Source organism: Streptomyces dysideae (genome assembly GCF_001514305.1).
In the GTDB taxonomy this organism is placed as follows: domain Bacteria; phylum Actinomycetota; class Actinomycetes; order Streptomycetales; family Streptomycetaceae; genus Streptomyces; species Streptomyces dysideae.
This window is the reverse complement of the sequence record NZ_KQ949079.1, coordinates 248,030-265,528: the sequence shown is the minus strand read 5'-3', so window position 1 is coordinate 265,528 and position 17,499 is coordinate 248,030. Positions and strand designations below refer to the sequence as shown.

General features: G+C 70.4%; 22 protein-coding genes and 1 pseudogene. 13 read left to right on the top strand and 10 right to left on the bottom strand.

Annotated features, from left to right (window positions below):
- Positions 1–292: 292 nt before the first annotated feature.
- Entirely contained in the window at positions 293–610 is a 318-nt protein-coding gene (locus AQJ91_RS11645) for a PLD nuclease N-terminal domain-containing protein (RefSeq protein ID WP_067019299.1), read from the bottom strand.
- Positions 611–696: 86 nt separating this feature from the next.
- On the opposite strand from AQJ91_RS11645, the gene AQJ91_RS11640 reads away from it, so the two are divergent.
- Together AQJ91_RS11640 and mqnP are read left to right on the top strand one after the other, a co-directional pair.
- A complete protein-coding gene (locus AQJ91_RS11640) occupies positions 697–2,154 on the top strand; it encodes a menaquinone biosynthesis decarboxylase (RefSeq protein WP_067019296.1) in 1,458 nt (485 codons plus the stop codon).
- Positions 2,151–3,053, top strand: coding sequence for a menaquinone biosynthesis prenyltransferase MqnP (gene mqnP / locus AQJ91_RS11635; protein WP_067019294.1), 903 nt, complete (start codon positions 2,151–2,153; stop codon positions 3,051–3,053). The genes AQJ91_RS11640 and mqnP overlap by 4 nt, the downstream gene beginning before the upstream one ends.
- Here mqnP and AQJ91_RS11630 read toward each other — a convergent pair.
- Positions 3,043–3,645: a rhomboid family intramembrane serine protease gene (locus AQJ91_RS11630; protein ID WP_067019291.1), complete on the bottom strand. Its 603-nt coding sequence runs from the start codon at positions 3,643–3,645 to the stop codon at positions 3,043–3,045. The genes mqnP and AQJ91_RS11630 overlap by 11 nt on opposite strands.
- A 91-nt stretch (positions 3,646–3,736) precedes the next feature.
- Between AQJ91_RS11630 and AQJ91_RS11625 the strand changes: the two genes are divergently transcribed.
- The 7 genes from AQJ91_RS11625 to AQJ91_RS11595 all read left to right on the top strand — a co-directional run bounded on the left by AQJ91_RS11625 (position 3,737) and on the right by AQJ91_RS11595 (position 8,649).
- On the top strand, positions 3,737–4,417 hold the full coding sequence (locus AQJ91_RS11625; protein WP_079084832.1) for a UbiX family flavin prenyltransferase: 681 nt from the start codon (positions 3,737–3,739) through the stop codon (positions 4,415–4,417).
- 73 nt (positions 4,418–4,490) lie between these two features.
- On the top strand, positions 4,491–4,946 hold the full coding sequence (locus tag AQJ91_RS11620) for an Lrp/AsnC family transcriptional regulator (protein WP_067019284.1): 456 nt from the start codon (positions 4,491–4,493) through the stop codon (positions 4,944–4,946).
- Positions 4,947–4,997: 51 nt separating this feature from the next.
- Positions 4,998–6,161 (top strand): aminofutalosine synthase MqnE, encoded by a 1,164-nt coding sequence (mqnE, locus tag AQJ91_RS11615; RefSeq protein WP_067019281.1) that lies wholly within the window; start codon positions 4,998–5,000, stop codon positions 6,159–6,161.
- 140 nt (positions 6,162–6,301) lie between these two features.
- Entirely contained in the window at positions 6,302–6,940 is a 639-nt protein-coding gene (locus tag AQJ91_RS11610) for a UdgX family uracil-DNA binding protein (RefSeq protein WP_067019278.1), read from the top strand.
- 30 nt (positions 6,941–6,970) lie between these two features.
- Positions 6,971–7,495 (top strand): GNAT family N-acetyltransferase, encoded by a 525-nt coding sequence (locus AQJ91_RS11605; protein WP_067019275.1) that lies wholly within the window; start codon positions 6,971–6,973, stop codon positions 7,493–7,495.
- A 109-nt stretch (positions 7,496–7,604) separates the two neighbouring features.
- The gene (locus tag AQJ91_RS11600; protein WP_067019488.1) at positions 7,605–7,916 is read left to right on the top strand and encodes a DUF4229 domain-containing protein; all 312 of its coding nucleotides are present in this window, start codon (positions 7,605–7,607) and stop codon (positions 7,914–7,916) included.
- 70 nt (positions 7,917–7,986) lie between these two features.
- Positions 7,987–8,649 carry a TetR/AcrR family transcriptional regulator gene (locus AQJ91_RS11595; RefSeq protein WP_067019272.1) on the top strand — a complete coding sequence of 221 codons (663 nt, stop codon included), beginning with the start codon at positions 7,987–7,989 and terminating at the stop codon, positions 8,647–8,649.
- On the opposite strand, the gene AQJ91_RS11590 is transcribed toward AQJ91_RS11595, so the two are convergent.
- Positions 8,631–9,491, bottom strand: a complete 861-nt coding sequence (locus tag AQJ91_RS11590; RefSeq protein WP_407696845.1) for a MaoC/PaaZ C-terminal domain-containing protein — start codon at positions 9,489–9,491, stop codon at positions 8,631–8,633. The genes AQJ91_RS11595 and AQJ91_RS11590 overlap by 19 nt on opposite strands.
- Entirely contained in the window at positions 9,488–10,783 is a 1,296-nt protein-coding gene (locus tag AQJ91_RS11585; RefSeq protein WP_067019266.1) for a 3-oxoacyl-ACP reductase, read from the bottom strand. Before AQJ91_RS11585 ends, AQJ91_RS11590 begins: the two co-directional genes overlap by 4 nt.
- A 153-nt stretch (positions 10,784–10,936) precedes the next feature.
- On the opposite strand from AQJ91_RS11585, the pseudogene AQJ91_RS49130 reads away from it, so the two are divergent.
- Together AQJ91_RS49130 and AQJ91_RS11580 are read left to right on the top strand one after the other, a co-directional pair.
- Positions 10,937–11,137: pseudogene (locus AQJ91_RS49130) on the top strand (acetyl-CoA C-acetyltransferase); the annotation flags it as partial.
- A 212-nt stretch (positions 11,138–11,349) separates the two neighbouring features.
- Complete coding sequence (locus AQJ91_RS11580) at positions 11,350–13,281, top strand: AMP-dependent synthetase/ligase (protein ID WP_067019263.1); 1,932 nt, start codon at positions 11,350–11,352, stop codon at positions 13,279–13,281.
- A gap of 37 nt (positions 13,282–13,318) precedes the next feature.
- On the opposite strand, the gene AQJ91_RS11575 is transcribed toward AQJ91_RS11580, so the two are convergent.
- The gene (locus AQJ91_RS11575; protein ID WP_067019485.1) at positions 13,319–14,011 is read right to left on the bottom strand and encodes a cation efflux transmembrane domain-containing protein; all 693 of its coding nucleotides are present in this window, start codon (positions 14,009–14,011) and stop codon (positions 13,319–13,321) included.
- Entirely contained in the window at positions 14,011–14,346 is a 336-nt protein-coding gene (locus AQJ91_RS11570; protein WP_067019260.1) for an ArsR/SmtB family transcription factor, read from the bottom strand. Before AQJ91_RS11570 ends, AQJ91_RS11575 begins: the two co-directional genes overlap by 1 nt.
- A gap of 313 nt (positions 14,347–14,659) precedes the next feature.
- Here AQJ91_RS11570 and AQJ91_RS11565 point away from each other — a divergent pair, with 313 nt between their 5' ends.
- Positions 14,660–15,382, top strand: a complete 723-nt coding sequence (locus tag AQJ91_RS11565; RefSeq protein ID WP_067019257.1) for a HEAT repeat domain-containing protein — start codon at positions 14,660–14,662, stop codon at positions 15,380–15,382.
- Here AQJ91_RS11565 and AQJ91_RS11560 read toward each other — a convergent pair.
- Together AQJ91_RS11560 and AQJ91_RS49125 are read right to left on the bottom strand one after the other, a co-directional pair.
- On the bottom strand, positions 15,353–15,607 hold the full coding sequence (locus AQJ91_RS11560; protein WP_067019254.1) for a DUF397 domain-containing protein: 255 nt from the start codon (positions 15,605–15,607) through the stop codon (positions 15,353–15,355). The genes AQJ91_RS11565 and AQJ91_RS11560 overlap by 30 nt on opposite strands.
- Positions 15,604–15,738: a hypothetical protein gene (locus AQJ91_RS49125; RefSeq protein ID WP_407696844.1), complete on the bottom strand. Its 135-nt coding sequence runs from the start codon at positions 15,736–15,738 to the stop codon at positions 15,604–15,606. The genes AQJ91_RS11560 and AQJ91_RS49125 overlap by 4 nt, the downstream gene beginning before the upstream one ends.
- A gap of 79 nt (positions 15,739–15,817) precedes the next feature.
- Between AQJ91_RS49125 and AQJ91_RS49120 the strand changes: the two genes are divergently transcribed.
- Complete coding sequence (locus tag AQJ91_RS49120; RefSeq protein ID WP_079084831.1) at positions 15,818–16,324, top strand: ATP-binding protein; 507 nt, start codon at positions 15,818–15,820, stop codon at positions 16,322–16,324.
- Here AQJ91_RS49120 and AQJ91_RS11555 read toward each other — a convergent pair.
- Positions 16,239–16,550 (bottom strand): hypothetical protein, encoded by a 312-nt coding sequence (locus tag AQJ91_RS11555; protein ID WP_067019251.1) that lies wholly within the window; start codon positions 16,548–16,550, stop codon positions 16,239–16,241. The two genes, AQJ91_RS49120 and AQJ91_RS11555, sit on opposite strands and share 86 nt — an antisense overlap.
- Positions 16,551–16,561: 11 nt before the next feature.
- A complete protein-coding gene (locus AQJ91_RS11550) occupies positions 16,562–17,452 on the bottom strand; it encodes a LysR family transcriptional regulator (RefSeq protein ID WP_199847903.1) in 891 nt (296 codons plus the stop codon).
- Between the last annotated feature and the right edge of the window lie 47 nt (positions 17,453–17,499).

The window sequence follows — 17,499 nt, the reverse complement described above, 5'->3', positions numbered from 1 at the left end:
GGCGTGCTCACTCCGCGGCGAGCGTCGCCCCTGAGGGCGCGACCCCGACCGCCGGCGTCGGGAATGGGTTCGGAGCCCGCCGGCTCGACGGCGATGACCTTGTCACCGTAGGCGGGGGCGACGGGGTCGGCGGAACCGGGGGAGCAGTCGTCATGCGAGCCAAGTGTCCGGTCAGGACCGGCCCCGACCCAGGGGCGCATTGTCCGCTTCGGGAGGCAGGCCGGCGTACAACCTGTAGGCATCGCCGGCGGACGACAGGGCGCGAAGGGGACCTTGCGTCACGTCTCGCGCGTCAGGTCTCGTCCCGCTTGTTCTCGCCCTGCTTCCCGTCCTCGTCGTCGAGGGACTTCAGGAAGTCGGGGTTGTCGTCGGGGGCGACCCACCGTCGGCTGCGGTTGTCCCGGACGCCGGACCAACCCTCGGCGGCGGGGCTGCGCTTCTTGCCCGCGATGATCCAGGAGATCGAACCGACCAGCGGGAACACCAGGACGAGGATCGCCCACAGTGGCTTCGGCATGTGACGGACGTCCTTCTCGTCCGTGCTGATGCAGTCGATGAACGCGTAGACGCTCAGTGCCAGCGGCACGAGGAACATCAGCACCCGGAGCATGTAATCGGACCCCCTCGGAGTTGCCCGCCCGGGGCCCGCGACCCCGGTGACGCCTCCAGCGTAGTGCGTGCCCGATACTGGAACGCATGGCTTACGACGATCTTCGTTCCCTGCTCAGGGCACTGGAACGCGAAGGCGACCTCAAGCGCGTCAAGGCCGAGGTCGATCCGTATCTGGAGGTCGGGGAGATCGTCGACCGGGTCCAGAAGTCCGGCGGCCCCGCGCTCCTCTTCGAGAACGTGAAGGGGGCGTCCATGCCCCTCGCGATGAACGTCTTCGGCACCGACCGGCGGCTGCTGAAGGCGCTGGGCCTGAAGTCGTACGAGGAGATCAGCGAGAAGATCGGCGGGCTGCTGAAGCCCGAACTGCCGCACGGCTTCGTCGGTGTCCGCGAGGCATTCGGGAAGCTCGGCGCGATGACGCACGTACCGCCGAAGAAGGTGAAGTCCGACAACGCGCCCGTGCAGGAGGTCGTGCTCCAGGGTGAGGAAGTGGACCTCGACCGGCTCCCGGCCCTCTTCACCTGGCCCAAGGACGGCGGCTCCTTCTTCAACCTGGGGCTCACCCACACCAAGGACCCGGAGAGCGGCGTCCGCAATCTCGGCCTGTACCGCCTCCAGCGCCACGACAAGCGCACGATCGGCATGCACTGGCAGATCCACAAGGACAGCCGCAACCACTACCAGGTGGCGGCGAGGCGGGGAGAGCGGCTGCCGGTCGCCATCGCCTTCGGCTGCCCGCCCGCCGTGTCCTACGCGTCCACCGCCCCGCTGCCCGGCGACATCGACGAGTACCTCTTCGCCGGGTTCATCGCGGGCAAGCGGATCGAGATGGTCGACTGCAAGACGGTGCCGTTGCAGGTGCCGGCGCAGGCGGAGGTCGTCCTCGAGGGCTGGCTGGAGCCCGGCGAGATGCTGCCGGAGGGGCCCTTCGGCGACCACACCGGTTTCTACACCCCGCAGGAGCCGTTCCCGGCCCTGACGATCGACTGCGTGACCATGCGCCGCCGACCCCTGCTGCAGTCGATCGTGGTAGGCCGGCCCCCGACGGAGGACGGACCCCTCGGCCGTGCGACGGAGCGGTTCTTCCTCCCGCTGCTGAAGATCATCATTCCGGACATCGTGGACTACCACCTGCCGGAAGCGGGCGGCTTCCACAACTGCGCGATCGTCTCGATCGACAAGAAGTACCCCAAGCACGCGCAGAAGACGATGCACGCGGTCTGGGGTGCGCACATGATGTCCCTGACCAAGCTGATCGTGGTCGTCGACTCCGACTGCGACGTGCACGATCTGCACGAGGTCGCGTGGCGCGCGCTCGGCAACACGGACTACGCGCGCGACCTCACGGTCGTGGAAGGACCGGTCGACCATCTCGACCACGCCTCCTACCAGCAGTTCTGGGGCGGCAAGGCGGGGATCGACGCGACGCGGAAGTGGCCCGAGGAGGGCTACACGCGCGACGGCGGCTGGCCCGACATGGTGGAGTCCGATCCGGAGACGGCGGCGAAAGTCAGCAGCCGCTGGAAGGAGTACGGGCTGTGAGCAGCGCCTCCGCCGCGATCCCCCAACCGGGGCGCACCAAGGCATTCCTGCGCCTCGTCATGATCGAGCACTCGGTGTTCGCGCTGCCCTTCGCCTACATCGCGGCTCTCACCGCGATGTTCCAGCTGGACCGGAACATGCACTGGGGCCGGCTCCTCCTGGTCACCATCTGCATGGTGGGCCTGCGGACGTTCGCGATGGCGGTCAACCGGATCATCGACCGTGAGATCGACGCCCGTAACCCCCGGACGGCGCACCGCGAGCTGGTGACCGGCGCGATGTCGGTGCGGCACGCCTGGACGGGCGCGCTGATCGCCCTGGTGGTCTTCCTCGGCTCGGCGGCCCTGCTCAACCCGCTGTGCCTGGCCCTGGCCCCCATCGCGGTGATCCCGATGGTGGTCTACCCCTACGGCAAACGCTTCACGAACTTCCCCCAGGCCATCCTGGGCCTCGCCCAGGCGATGGGTCCGGTCGGCGGCTGGCTCGCGATCACCGGTTCCTGGTCCTGGGACGCGGTCGTCCTCGGCCTCGCGGTCGGCATCTGGATCGGCGGCTTCGACCTGATCTACGCCTGCCAGGACGTCGAGACGGACCGCGAGATCGGCGTCATGTCGGTCCCGGCCCGCTTCGGCATCCCGGCGGCGATCTGGGCGGCCCGGGTCTGCCACGCCGTGACGACGGGGCTGTTCGTCTGGTACGCGGTGACGACGGACGCGGGCACCTTCTTCTGGTTCGGCCTGCTGATCGTCGCGGCGGCGTTCGTGTACGAGCACTCGATCGTGCGCCCGCATGACCTGTCCCGGGTGAACCGGGCGTTCTTCTCGGTCAACGGATTCATCGGCATTGCCCTGTTCGTGTGCGCGCTGCTGGATCTGCTGGTGCGCGGGCTCACCGTATAGGCGTCGGAGCCGTGGTCCGGCGGCGGAACCAGAACGCCGCCGCCACGCCCGCGAGCAGGCCGATCAGATGGCCCTGCCAGCTGACACCGGTCTGCGTGGGCGCGAGGCCCGCCAGGATCGAACCGCCCCAGACCGCGCCGACCAGCAGGCCGACCACGACGCCGAGTGGCCGGCGCTCGACGAAGCCGCTGACCAGCAGGAAGCCGAAGAGGCCGAAGACCACCCCGGAGGCGCCCGCCGTGTTGCTGTGCGCCGGGGCTATGAGCCACACGCCCAGGCCGTCCGCCACGATGATCAGCGCGCACACCGCGGCGAACCGGCGCAGGCCGCCGAGAGCCGCGAGGAAGCCCATGACCAGCAGCGGGACGCTGTTGGCGGCCACATGGGCGAAGCCGAAGTGGATGAAGGCGGCGGGGACGACATCGACCAGCTCGGAGGAAGTGCGCGGGGTGATGCCGCGCCCGTCCAGCGCGTGGCCGCTGATCACGTCCACCACTTCCAGCAGCCACAGCAGCGCGACCCAGCCCACGATCAGCTTGGCCGCGGCCTGCACCCGATGGCGGCCCGACCACTCCAGCTCGGTATCCGACATGGCAACCCCCATTGCTCACTCGTCCCCTCCGGGGAACGCTCCGGACCCCTTGGCCGGTTCCCACCCTGCGACGCCGGATAGGCTCGGGGGTGTGAACCCAGTCAAGCCAGGGGAGACGCGGCGTACGCCTTGGATCGTAGGGGTGTCCGGCGCCTCCGGCACCCCGTATGCCGCGTCCGTGCTGCGCGCACTCCTCGATGCCGGCGAGAGCGTCGACCTGGTCGTCAGCCGGGCGTCCCGACTCACGCTGATGGACGAGACGGGGATCTCCTTCCGGGACGCCCACTGGCAGGACGACCTGCGGGAATGGCTGTCCCGGGGGGCCGACGGCAAGCCCGGGACCTTCGAGGTGGACATCGCGCCCGTGCGGTACTGGAACGCCGGTGACCTCGCCGCGGGGCCGTCCTCGGGGTCGTACCGCAGCAAGGGCATGCTCATCGTCCCCGCCTCCACCGCCTGTGTCGCGGGCGTCGCGCTCGGTCTGTCGAAGGACCTGTTGCAGCGGGCGGCGAGCGTGACCCTGAAGGAGGGGCGCACGCTCGTCGTGGCCGTGCGAGAGAGTCCCCTCAACGGGCAGACACTCCGGCATCTCGTGACGCTGGACGACGCGGGCGCGTCCGTCGTGCCCGCCTCGCCCGCCTTCTACGCGGGCGCGACCCACATCCAGGACCTCGTCGACTTCGTCGCCGGACGGGTCCTCGACGCGGCGGGTGTCGAGCACCGGCTCTACCGCCGCTGGAAGGGCGACATCGGCGGGGCACGGGCCACTTGACGGTGCCTGGGCCTCACCTCCGTACGTCAGCAAGAACCAGTCTCAGACCTCTTCATCGGAAGGCTTCGATCGCATGGACGCGGTGGACAGGCAGCTCATTCAGGCCCTGAGGGAGAACGGCCGGGCCTCGTACGCGGAGCTGGGGCGCCTCGTCGGTCTGTCGGGACCCAGCGTCACCGACCGCATCAACCGGCTGGAGGCGGCCGGCGTCATCACCGGCTACCGCGCCACCGTCGATGCCGCCTCGCTCGGCCTCGGCGTCACCGCGCTGATCGGCATCTCGCTCTCGGACGCCGCCGACCACGAGGACGTGGCCGCCCGGATGAAGGACCTCGGCGAGATCGAGGACTGCTGGTTCATCGCCGGCGACGACTCGTACATGCTCAAGGTGCGGGCCAACGACGTGGACGGGCTGGAGAAGATCATCCGGCGGCTCAGCGGGACCAAGGGCGTCTCCCGGACCCGTACCACCATCGTGCTCTCCACCAAGTGGGAGAACCGTGTCGGAGAGCTCCCCGAAGAGGTCTAGAAGAGGCATAGGCGTACCGTTGACGAATCTGTCGTAGGGAGAGGTAACAGCATGGATGTCGGGCTCAAGCGCGAGCTGGAGGACAAGGTCCGGGCCGGTGAGCGGCTGACCCGCGAGGACGGCATCGCGCTGTACGAGTCGGACGACCTGGCCTGGCTGGGCGGCCTCGCGCACGAGGTGCGGACGCGGAAGAACGGCGACGTCGTCCACTTCAACGTCAACCGCCACCTCAACATGACCAACGTCTGTACGGCCTCCTGCGCGTACTGCTCCTTCCAGCGCAAGCCGGGAGAGAAGGACGCGTACACGATGCGCATCGAGGAGGCCGTCAAGCTCGCCAAGGCGATGGAGGGCGAGAACCTCACCGAGCTGCACATCGTCAACGGCCTGCACCCGAACCTGCCGTGGCGCTACTACCCGCGTTCGCTGCGCGAGCTGAAGGCGGCTCTCCCGAACGTCTCCCTGAAGGCCTTCACGGCGACGGAGATCCACCATTTCGAGACGATCAGCGGGCTGTCCGCCGCCGAGATCCTCGACGAGCTCATCGACGCCGGTCTGGAGTCCCTCACCGGCGGCGGCGCCGAGATCTTCGACTGGGAGGTCCGGCAGCACATCGTCGACCACCGCACCCACTGGGAGGACTGGTCGCGGATCCACCGGCTCGCGCACGAGAAGGGTCTGAAGACCCCGTGCACGATGCTGTACGGCCACATCGAGGAGCCCCGGCACCGGGTCGACCACGTACTGCGGCTGCGTGAGCTGCAGGACGAGACGAACGGCTTCCAGGTCTTCATCCCGCTGCGCTACCAGCACGACTTCGTGGACGTGCAGGACGGCAAGGTACGCAACCGCCTCCAGGCGCGTACGCAGATGGCCACCGGCGCGGAGGCCCTGAAGACCTTCGCCGTCTCCCGGCTGCTCTTCGACAACGTCCCGCACGTCAAGGTCTTCTGGGTCATGCACGGCGTCCAGACCGCGCAGCTCGCTCTGCAGCACGGCGCCGACGACATGGACGGCTCGGTCGTCGAGTACAAGATCACGCACGACGCCGACAACTACGGCACCCCGAACAAGCTGACCCGCGAGGACCTGCTGGACCTGATCCGGGACGCGGGGTTCCGGCCGGTGGAGCGGAACACGCGGTACGAGATCATCCGCGAGTACGACGGGCCCGACCCGGCACGCCGGGAGTCGCCGCAGCCGATGAGGGTGTGAGTTTTCAGCCGACGGGGAGTGGTCCGGCCCAGGGGCGCGGGGCTGTATCGATATGCGGCTCCGCCGCGTGGGCGCGACCAGCCACCACACACCCGCGGACGACATGAGGTCCGAGCCCCTACGGCGGGTACTCGGACCCCATGTCTCCCGAGGACGCCTACACAGCCGAACCCTTCGTCCCGGACCGCGGCGGCCTCCCCGCTCTGCGCCGGGCCGCCGCCGACTGCCGTGGCTGCCCCCTGCACCGAGACGCGACCCAAACCGTGTTCGGCGCCGGGACGGCGGACGCCCGGGTGATGCTGGTCGGTGAGCAGCCCGGGGACCAGGAGGACCGGCAGGGCAAGCCCTTCGTCGGGCCCGCGGGGAAGCTGCTCGACCGGGCGCTGGAAGAGGCCGGCATCGATCCCGGCGAGGCGTATGTCACCAACGCCGTCAAGCACTTCAAGTTCACGCAGGCGGAGCCCCGTAAGCGCCGGATCCACAAGGCGCCGACCCTGCGCGAGATGACCGCCTGCGGGCCGTGGCTCGCCGCCGAGCTGGCCGTCGTGGAGCCCGAGCTGATCGTGGTGCTGGGGGCGAGTGCCGGGAAGGCGCTGCTCGGGTCGTCGTTCCGGGTGACGCAGGTGCGCGGGACGGTGCTGGAGGAGGAGATCCACGGGCGGCGGGAGCGGCTCGTGCCGACGGTGCATCCGTCGTCCGTGCTGCGCGCCGACGACCGGGAGACCGCGTACCGGGGGCTGCTCTCCGACCTGAGGGTGGCGGCGCGCGCATTGCCGTAAGGGGTAATGGGTAATGGCTACGATTGTCTGGTGTCCCTTACGTTCACTCTCGGCCCCTCCGTCACTCCCGACCTCCACGACGGGATCCTCGACCTGTGGACCGACGTCACCAACACCGGCGGAGCCGTGGGCTTCGTGGCACCGGTGACGCGGGAGGCGATACGCCCCGAGCCGGTGAAGCACCTCGCGGCGATGGCCGACGGGCGGATGCGGCTGCTCACCGGGCGCGACGCGGCAGGTCAGCTCGCCGCGACCGCGTTCTTCGGCTTCAACACGCACCGCCTGAAGACGTACTGGGTCTGGCTCTACACGGTGATGGTGCACCCCCGGCACCAGGGCAGGGGCTACGGCCGGGACCTGATGGCGGCCGCCACGGACGCGGCCCGCACCTTCGGGGGCGTCGAGGCGATACGGCTCACCTGCCGCGGCGGGCTCGGCCTGGAGCGGTTCTACGCCTCCTGCGGCTACAAGGAGGTCGGCCGCGTACCCGGCGCGATCCGGGTGGCGCCGGACGACGACCGGGACGACGTCTTCATGCTGCTGCCCCTCTCCTGACTCCGCCCGAGTGCCCACACCCCCCTGCAAGATCCGGCCCCGACCGTGCTTCACTGGACGGTGCCCTTTGGCAATGTTCGGACTGTTCGGAACGGAAGAGTGGATTGAGATGCTCCGCTACACGCTGATGCGCCTCGGAATCTTCGTGGGCTGCGCCGTGGTCGTCTGGGGCCTCGTCTACTCGGGCCTCGCCCCGCGCGGACTGGGCGCCTCCAACGGCATGTGGATCATCCTGCTCGCCTTGCTCCTCTCGGCGCCGATCAGCTTCGTGGCGCTGCGCAAGGAGCGGGACCGGGCGTCCGTCAAGATCGCGCCCAAGGTCGAGCGCATGCGGGCCAACCTGACGACCAACCTGGACGCCAACCGCAGCCAGGAGGACGTGGCCGACGACGCGGCGCGGGCGCAGGGGCAGACTTCCTAGCGCCGGTTGGCCGGGATGCCGCGCGTCCTGGCGGGGTAGCCCGTGGCGGGGCCCATCTAGGCTTGCCCCCATGGATGCCGTGAAGACCAAGCGGATGCCGCGCGCCGTCCGTGAGCAGCAGATGCTGGACGCCGCCGTGCGGACCTTCGGGCAGCGTGGGTACATGGCCGCGTCCATGGACGAGATCGCCGAACTCGCCGGCGTCTCCAAGCCGTTGGTGTATCTGTACCTGAACTCCAAGGAGGACCTCTTCACGGCCTGCATCCGCCGTGAGGCGGCCGCGCTCACCGAGGCGGTGCGGGCCGGTGTCATCCCCGGTCGGCCCGCCGACCGCCAACTCTGGGAAGGGCTGCGGGCGTTCTTCACGCACACCTCGCGGCATCCGGACGGCTGGGCGGTTCTGCATCTCCAGGCCCGTACCCACGGCGAGCCGTTCGCCGCGGAGGTGGCGGCGATGCGCGCGGAGATCGTCGCATTCGTGACGGAGCTGATCCTCGCCGCGGCCCGCGAGGCACACCGCGATCCCGACCTGCCCGAGCGTGAGGTGGCCGGTCTCGCCGAGGCCCTGGTGGGCGCCGCCGAGTCCCTCGCCGCCTGGGCCAACGCCACTCCCGGCGTCACCGCCAGACAGGCGGCGGCGACCCTCATGAACTTCGCCTGGGCCGGCCTCGGCAACATGATGGACGGCCGCCCGTGGTCACCACCGGACGCCGCTCACGAGGTCAGCGGGTAGACCTCCCCGGTCACATGGACGCGCTCCTTGGCGCCCCGCAGCTCGAACCGGCCGCCGTCGTCCGCCGCGTACGTCACCGTCCCCGGCAGCAGCACCGGCGCCCTGAACTCGGCCCGCACACGCGCGGCCTGTGGCGTGCCGTGCGCGGCGAGGCACCGGGCCACCGTCCACATGCCGTGCGCAATGGCGCGCGGGAAGCCGAAGAGGCGGGCGGTGACGGGGTGGAGGTGGATGGGGTTGCGGTCACCGGAGGCGGCGCCGTAGCGCCGTCCGACGTCCCCGGCCAGCCGCCACTCGGCCACGGCGGGCAGGGGCTCGCGCCGCTCCACGGGCTTGTCGGCGATACGCCCGCCCGTCCGATGCCGCGCCAGATACGTACTCCGCGACTCCCAGACCACGCCCCCGTCCCCGTCCCCCGCCCGCACCTCGGTGACCACGGTCGCCTCGGTCCCACGCCGATGCGGCGCCAACTGCTCGACGTACGCGGTGAGTTCGTACTCCCCGGTCGCCGTCATCGTCGTCCGCCGGGTGATCCCGATCGACGTGTGCACGAGCCCGAGCAGCGGCAGCGGAAAGTCCCGGCCGCTCATCAGCCGCATGGCCAGCGGAAACCCGAGGACGTGCGGATAGGTCAGGGGCAGCGCGTCGTCGCCGGTCGCGAAGCCGCACACCCGCTCGTACGCCGCCAGCCGCGCGAGGTCGACGCGTACGCCGGGCAGCACCAGCCGGGTCCGCGGGAAACCGGCGTCGGGGCGGGGGCGTTTGAAGGGGGAGAGCAGGGTGCCGCGGGCGAGGAGCGGCGTCAGGGCAGGGGCCTGGGGCAGGACGACGGACGTCACTATGCCCCCAGCAGACTCTGGCCGCACACCCGTACGACCTGCCCGTTGACCGCACCGGACGCCGGATGGGCCAGCCAGGCGGTCGTCTCGGCGACGTCGACGGGCAGCCCGCCCTGGGCGAGGGAGTTCATACGGCGGCCGGCCTCGCGGATGAAGAGCGGGATCGCGGCGGTCATCTTGGTCTCGATGAACCCGGGCGCCACCGCGTTGACGGTCACCCCGTGCTCGGCGAGCGCACGCGGCGCCAGCGACCGCACCAGCCCGACGATCCCCGCTTTACCCGCCCCGTAGTTGGTCTGCCCGGCGTTCCCCGCGAGCCCCGCGATGGAGGCCGTGGCGACGATCCGCCCGCCCCGCTTGAGCGTCCCGCTCGCCAACAGCGCGTCCGTCGTCCGCAGCACACTCGACAGATTGACGTCGAGCACCGAACTCCACCGCTCCGCAGGCATGTTGACCAGCCGCCGGTCCCGTGTGATCCCCGCGTTGTGGATGAGGACGTCAAGACCGTCGGGCAGCGCGGCCGCGATCTGCCCGCCCGCGTCGGCGGCGGTGATGTCGAGGGCGAGTGCGGTGCCGCCGAGCCGCTCGGCGACCTGCCGCGCCTCCTCCTCGGCCTGCGGCACATCGAGTACGACGACCCGCGCCCCGTCTCTGGCCAGCGTCTCGGCGACGGCCGCACCGATGCCGCGTGCGGCGCCGGTGACGAGGGCGGTACGGCCGGTAAGGGGGTGGCCGTCGGGAGCGGTGACGCCGGCGGAGTCCCCGGTGGCCTCGATCACCTGGCCGCTGACATACGCCGACCTGGGGGAGAGGAGGAAGCGCAGGGTCGACTCGGCGGCGTGCGCGTCGGTGAGCCGGACGAGGTTCACGGTCCGTCCCCGGCCGATCTCCTTCCCCAGTGACCGAGTGAACCCCTCCAACGCCTGCTGGACGGCGGCCTGGTGATGGTCGGCGGCGTCGAGGGGCGTGCCCAGGACGACGACCCGCCCGCTCTCGGCGACCGACCGCACGACGGGGTGGAGGGCCGTGTGCACCTCGGCCAGCCCGTCGACGTCCCGCACACCCGTGGCGTCGAGGACGACGGCGGCGGGCCGGTCGGCCGTGCCGGTCAGGGCGAGCCCCGTACTCGCGAGGTCGAGGTCGGACTTGCCCGCCGTGAGGTGGAGGAGGGGGCCGTCGAGCGTGGGCCGCTCGGGCGACCAGCGTTTCAGGGCGGCGGGCTGGGGCAACCCGAGGCGGCGGGTGAGGAAGCGGCCGGGCGTGGTGCCGGTGAAGGTCAGGTAGCGATCGGCCATGGCCATCTCCCCGCTCGGTGCAATGCTTACTCTGGAGTAAGGTTACCGGAGGTAAGCCTACGTCACGCATGAGGAGCCGGTCGAGATGAGCCCTCTGAAACCCCCCACGGCCCGGCGCGGCGCGATCATCGGCGGCGCCCGCATCCCCTTCGCCCGCTCCGACCGGTGGACCGCGCCCGCCTGAACGTGGCAGGCTCCTCCCTCGCCACCGGCCACCCCTTCGCGGCGACGGGCGCGAGGATCGTGGCGACGCTGGCGAAGGCCCTTGCCGAGAAGGGCGATTCGGGACGCGGGCTGATCTCCGTCTGCGCAGCCGGCGGGCAGGGGGTGACGGCCATACTGGAGCGTACGTGAATCTTCCTCACGTAACCTCCAAGGTTGCACATCCCCGGCTCCGGACCCTCCCCGAAGCAGCACAATCTCCACACGCGGGCGCCGTACGATCCCGTAGCTAACCGGCGGTAACCCAATTCCTCGGTCGCCGCCGGTGAACGCCTCGGTGCGCGAGGCACGTACCTCATGCAGCAAGCAGTTTCTTCGCTGCACGCCCGCCGCAGGAGCCGCCCGTGTCCACCCCGCTTCCCTCGTTCGCCGCCTCGGCCGCCTTCAACGATCTGCCCGGCCCCTTCCTGGTGGAGCCCGAGACCCGACGGCTGGACGGCGTCGTACGGGAGGCGTACGTACCCCCGTTCGCCCCGCCGGTCACCCACGGCTCCCTCGCCGAGCTGCCCTTCGACAACGCGAGCGCGGCTCCGAACGCGGTCGTCCTCAGCCGCAAGGGCCCGGACGGGCACTGGTCGGACATGACGGCCGTCCAGTTCGCCGACGAGGTGCTGGCGGTGGCGAAGGGGCTGGTCGCCGAGGGGCTGATGCCGGGCGACCGGATAGCGGTCATGGCGCGCACGACGTACGAATGGACCCTTCTCGACTTCGGAGCCTGGGCGGCGGGCCTGGTGACGGTCCCGATCTACCCCACCTCCTCCGTCTTCCAGACCCGCTGGATCCTCCAGGATTCGGGCGCGGTGGCCCTGGTCACCGAGTTCTCCGGCCAGGCCGCCACCCTCGGCCCCGAACTCGACCGTCTCCCCGACCTGCGGCACCTGTGGGTGATGGAGAAGGGGCATGTGGAGCGCCTGGCGGAGTCAGGTGCCCAGCAGCCGGACGGCGAAGTCGCGGTACGCCGGGGCATGCTGGCCCCCGACACCCTGGCCACGCTCATCTACACCTCGGGCACGACGGGCCGCCCGAAGGGCTGCGCCCTCACCCACGGCAACTTCTTCTCCGAGGTGGACAACGCGATCGAACTCCTCTACCCCGTCTTCAAGTCGAAGACGAGCGAGGAGGCGTCGGTGCTGCTGTTCCTCCCCATGTCGCACGTGTTCGGCCGGATGGTGGCGGTGGCGTGCATCCGTGCCCGGGTCCGTCTGGGCCACGCGCCCAGCCTCAAGTCGGAGCACCTGCTCTCGGACCTGGCAAGCTTCCGCCCCACCTGCCTGCTCGCCATCCCCTACATGCTGGAGAAGGTCTTCAACACCGCCCGCGCCAAGGCCGAGGCGGGCGGCCGGGGCTCCTCCTTCGACCGCGCGGTGTCCGTGGCCCAGCGCTACGGGGACGCCGTGGAGGCCCGCCGGCACGGCACGGGCCACGGCCCCAGCCGCGCCCTCAAAACGGCCCGCGCCTTCTACGACCCCCTCGTCTACCGCCGCATCCGCAACGCCATGGGCGGCCGCGTCCGCTACGCGATCTGCGGCGGCTCCCCGATGGGCCGCTCCCTGTCGGCGTTCTACGCGGGTGCGGGCATCGAGATCTACGAGGGTTACGGCCTGACGGAGACGACAGGCGCGGCGACGGTCACGCCCCCGCTCAAACCCCGTATGGGCACGGTGGGTTGGCCCCTCCCCGGCACGAGGGTCCGGATAGCGGCGGACGGCGAGATCATGATCGCCGGCGACGTGCTGCTGCGCGGCTACTGGGACCCGGCGGCGGGCGGAGTCGTCCCGGCGACGGTGGACGGCTGGCTCCCCACGGGCGACATCGGCTCCCTGGATGACGAGGGCTACCTGACGATCACCGGCCGCAAGAAGGAACTGCTGATCACGGCGGGCGGCAAGAGCGTGGCACCGGCACCGCTGGAGAACTGGCTGCGGTCGCACCCCCTGATCTCCCAGTGCATAGTGCTGGGCGACCGCAGACCCTACGTCTCCGCCCTGATCACGTTGGACATGGACGGCATCACCCACTGGCGCCGGATGCACGGCAGGCACCCCGTCCCCGCGGAACTCCTGGTGGACGACGAGGAGTTGAGGACGATCCTGCAGCGGGCGGTGGACGAGGCGAACAAGCTGGTGTCACGTCCGGAATCGATCCGCCGCTTCGCGATCCTGTCGGTGGACTTCACGGAGACGGCGGGGCATCTGACGCCGTCGATGAAACTGCGGCGTGAGGTGGTCATGCGGGAGTTCGCGCAGGAGGTGGAGGGGCTTTACGAGCAGCAGTGATGTTCGCCGGGTTCGGTGGCATGGGGTTGTGCGGCGGTCAGTCGCAGCAGTCGCACGCGCTGCTCGCCTTGGCATCGGCGGATGCGCAGCAACCCTTGCCCTGCCAGGCGTCGCGGCCTTCCTTGACGGCGATGGTGGCGATGACGAGGGCGGCGACGGGGTCGGCCCAGGACCAGCCGAGGGTGGCGTTGAGGACCAGACCGACCAGCAGCACGGCGGAGAGGTACGTGCACAGCAGGGTCTGCTTGGAGTCGGCGACCGCACTGGCGGAACCGAGGGCGCGGCCCGCCCGGCGCTGGGCGGCGGACAGGAACGGCATCACGGCGAGGGAGAGGGCGGCGAGCACGATGCCGGGTACGGAACGCTCGGCCTCGCCGGTGCCGGTGAGTGCGCGGACGGCGTCGACGGTGACGTACGCGGCGAGCACGAAGAACGAGACCGCGATGATCCGCAGCGTGGTCTTCTCCCGGGCCTCGCGTACGGCGTGGTCCTGGGCGGAGAACTGCCAGGCGACCGCGGCGGCCGAGGACACCTCGATGACGGAGTCCAGCCCGAAGCCGATCAGCGCGGTGGACGAGGCGACGGCGCCGGCGGTGAGGGCGACGATCGCCTCGACGACGTTGTAGGCGATGGTCGCGGCGACGAGCAGACGTATCCGGCGGGCGAGCACCTCCCGCCGGGCCGGAGACAGGCTGAGGGATATCGCGGATGTCGTGGATGTCGTGCCCATCAGCAGCACCCCTTGTCGTCGGCGTCGACGCAGGTGCGGTCGGTCTCGACGGCGACCACGGCGGTACGCAGGTCGTCCAGCGCATGCCCGAGACGTTCGTCGGCGAGCTCATAGCGGGTACGACGCCCATCGGGCACGGTGACGACCAGGCCACAGTCGCGCAGGCACGCGAGGTGGTTGGAGAGCCGGGTACGGGAGATGCCGAGGGCGTCGGCGAGATCGGCGGGGTAGGCCGGGGCCTCGCGCAGGGCGAGCAGGATGCGGCAGCGGATGGGGTCGGCGAGGGCGCGGCCGAAGCGGACGAGGACGTCGATGTCGGGGGCAACGGTCAGCACACAACGACAGTACACGTCATCCTGAATTCATGGAATCCTGGATCGATGGTGGGCCTGGCGGGGAGGCCGCCCAGGAGTAATTGGAGGATTTGTGTCATGCCGGGGATGGAAGAGTCCTGGCCGGGAGGCCCGCCCGTGAAACAAATCCGCCAATCGCGTCCTCCGTCGGGTACTCGTCCGGCTAGCGTCCTGGCATGGGCCGGGAGTTGAAGCAGGTGGGGGCGGACGGGGAGCGGGCGGTCGGGCGGGGGGCGACGTCAAGGCCGCGGCGACGGGCGATCACAGCCGCGCGACGTACATCGAGAACCAGTACGTGCAGCAGGCGCCCGAGCCGGCGGCACTGTCCCCCGAGGAGACGGACGAGGCGCTACGGCGCTACGCCACCCGTATCCGCGAAAGCTACGGCCGCCTGGATCTGGAGGTCCTGATCGCCACGGAGGAGGGCGAACATCCGCCGGTCGGCTTGGACGAGGTGGTGGAAGAGCTGTGCGCGTACCGGAGCCATGAGACCGAAACGTGGGAGCTGGCGTTCGACAGGCTCAGGAATGACCCGGCGCTGCCTGTCCGAATGGAGGCGCTGCGCGCAACCAGGTATTGCCGAGACGATGCCCGGGTGTGGGCCGCGGTCCGGGAGCGTGCGTCCGAAGATGACGCTGCATCGATCCGTGCATTGGCGCTTGCACGGTTGGTCATGGGCAGGGGAGACGATGCCGCGACCCGACAGCTGATTCAGGACCGGGCGACCAGCGATAGCGAACCCAGGGTCCGAGTCAACGCCTTGCGCTGGTGGGCCGTCTGCGAGACGGACGACAGTGCGCCCGATCTCCTGCGGGACCTGGCTGTGGCCGACCCCGACCCCGAGCCCCGGATCGCCGCCCTGCAGTCACTCGCCTTCGGCTGGCCCGCCCACCCGGAGACGTTGCCGTTGCTCCGGGAGCGGGCCGAAGCCGACGAGGAAGAGGACGTACGTGAAGCATTTGCGAAGGCCCTGGCGGCGGCCGAGGCGTTAGCGCCTCTCGCCGACCAGCTCCCCTGAGAGGAACGCCGACCAGGCCGAGGGGGAGAGGGCGAGCTGAGGGCCGGTGGGGTTCTTGGAGTCGCGGATGTGGATGGTGTGGGGGCAGGTGGCGACCTCGAGGCACTGGCCGCCCTCGCCGTCGCTGTAGCTCGACTTGCGCCAGGCGTAAGCGACTTCCAGGCAATCGCCGCCCTCGCCGCTGCTGTAGCTGGATTTGAACCAGGTGAGTGCCTCGCTGTTCATAGCCCCTCCAGCTTCTTCTCGATCAACTCCCGGGACTCCATCGGCGGGAGCGCCATCGCCCGCATGATCCCATAGCGGTCGGCGATCTTCCGGACTTCCTCCGCGTCGGTGATCAACCGGGGGTACGCCACCTCACCGCACCCGTACGGCTACACAGCGTCGCCGAGTTGCCCCTGGCCAGCGTAGATACAACCCACCACGCTCGGTGACGTGAACGCCGAAATCTCCACCCCCACGGCCGAACTGACCCAGCGCCTCAGTGCCACGCCCCGCGGCGCCCGCCTGGCCCGCCACCTCACCGCGGCCCAACTCGCCACCTGGGGATGCCCACACGACAGCGACCTGAACGACACCGCACAACACCTGGTCGCCGAGCTCGCCGCCAACGCCGTCACGCACGGCCGGGTCCCGGGCCGGGACTTCGAGCTGCGCCTCCTGCTCCTCCCCGAGGCCACTCTCCGCATCGAGGTGAGTGATCCGCGCGGCGACCGCCGACTCCGCTACGTCACCGATCCGGACGCCGACGGAGGCCGAGGCCTGATCCTCGTGACGCTCCTCGCTCAGACCTGGGGCGTCACGGAGCGCACCGTGGGCAAGACGGTGTGGGCCGAACTGGCGCTCGGGGAACGGCTCAAAGCAGACTCTCGTCCCGGACCGTCCACCCCGCACCCAGCTCACCGCGCAACGCATCCAGCGCGGCATACGCCCGCCCCTTGAACAGCTCCCGCTCCTCATCGGACCACGGCGACGGCCCGGCCGGGTCCTTCCAGTCGAGCGACGACTGGTACCACTCGCTGAGCCTCGCCAACTCGGCCCGGATGGCTTCGCTGACCGGAAGCCGGTCCAGGTCCGTCGGATAGCCGTACGGGCTGTCCATGTCTTCCGGCCACAGCGGGGTGTCCACGCCGTACTCGAAGAAGAACCGCAGGTAGTGGTGGGCCATGCCGAAGCCTCTCACCCCTGCCGACGCATCTCGACGACCAGGTCGGCGAACGCCCGCGCCGGCGGACTGAGCGCGTCCCAGCGGCGTACGGCCCAGCCGACGGGGAGGGGCCGCAGGCCGGGGAGGGGGATGAGGCGAAGGGTGCCGGCGCCGGGAACCGGCAGGCCCGGCAGCGCCGGCACGATCGCCCGGCCCACCCCCAGCTCCGCCAGCAACAGCGCCGTGTCCCAGTCGGCGACGCTCGTGTCATGGGCGAACCGGACGCCCGACTCGGCGCAGGCGGCGTCCAGGTGGGCGGCCGAGGCGGAGTTGGGCGGGAGCCGGATCAGCCGTACGTCGCGTACGTCGGCGGCGTCGGCGTACGGACGCTCCGCGAGCGGGTCGTCGGACCGGACGGCGAGGACCCAGGGCAGCTCCACGACCGGCCGCTGTTCGATGCCCCGCACCGGTGGGCCGAGTGTGATCCACGCCAGGTCGAGCGTGCCGTCGGCCAGCGCGTCGAAGCTGCCGCGGCCCGAACTCACCGTCCGGAACTCCAGGTTGACCTCGGGATGCCGTTGCCGGAACGCCACGACCGCGTCCGACATGAAGTGGCGTACGGTCGTCGCGCCGGTCGCCACCCGTACGTAGCCGCTCGCGCCGGCGACCAGGTCGCGCAGTTGCCGTACCGCCAGATCGAGCCCGGATATCCCCTCGGCGGCCGCGGCTTCCAGCACCCGCCCCGCCTGCGTCGGCACGACGCCCCGCGGCTGCCGCTCCAGCAGCGCGACCCCGGTCTCCCGCTCCAGCCGCTTCACGTGCTGGCTCACCGCGGACTGCGTGCACCCCATGTCCCGGGCCACCGCACTGAGACTTCCGGCCCGGCACACGGCCACGAACACACGCAGGTCGTCGAGGGTCACGACATCCAAGCTAACACTTGGGTCCAGCGACAAATCCCAAGGACTGA

Excerpts from the sequence above, each read along its gene's own strand:
- AQJ91_RS11645 (WP_067019299.1), bottom strand. The coding sequence starts at position 610 with ATGCTCCGGGTGCTGATGTTCCTCGTGCCGCTGGCACTGAGCGTCTAC.
- AQJ91_RS11640 (WP_067019296.1), top strand. The coding sequence starts at position 697 with ATGGCTTACGACGATCTTCGTTCCCTGCTCAGGGCACTGGAACGCGAA.
- AQJ91_RS11630 (WP_067019291.1), bottom strand. The coding sequence starts at position 3,645 with ATGTCGGATACCGAGCTGGAGTGGTCGGGCCGCCATCGGGTGCAGGCC.
- AQJ91_RS11620 (WP_067019284.1), top strand. The coding sequence starts at position 4,491 with ATGGACGCGGTGGACAGGCAGCTCATTCAGGCCCTGAGGGAGAACGGC.
- mqnE (WP_067019281.1), top strand. The coding sequence starts at position 4,998 with ATGGATGTCGGGCTCAAGCGCGAGCTGGAGGACAAGGTCCGGGCCGGT.
- AQJ91_RS11610 (WP_067019278.1), top strand. The coding sequence starts at position 6,302 with ATGTCTCCCGAGGACGCCTACACAGCCGAACCCTTCGTCCCGGACCGC.
- AQJ91_RS11600 (WP_067019488.1), top strand. The coding sequence starts at position 7,605 with ATGCTCCGCTACACGCTGATGCGCCTCGGAATCTTCGTGGGCTGCGCC.
- AQJ91_RS11595 (WP_067019272.1), top strand. The coding sequence starts at position 7,987 with ATGGATGCCGTGAAGACCAAGCGGATGCCGCGCGCCGTCCGTGAGCAG.
- AQJ91_RS11585 (WP_067019266.1), bottom strand. The coding sequence starts at position 10,783 with ATGGCCGATCGCTACCTGACCTTCACCGGCACCACGCCCGGCCGCTTC.
- AQJ91_RS11575 (WP_067019485.1), bottom strand. The coding sequence starts at position 14,011 with ATGGGCACGACATCCACGACATCCGCGATATCCCTCAGCCTGTCTCCG.
- AQJ91_RS11560 (WP_067019254.1), bottom strand. The coding sequence starts at position 15,607 with ATGAACAGCGAGGCACTCACCTGGTTCAAATCCAGCTACAGCAGCGGC.
- AQJ91_RS11555 (WP_067019251.1), bottom strand. The coding sequence starts at position 16,550 with ATGGCCCACCACTACCTGCGGTTCTTCTTCGAGTACGGCGTGGACACC.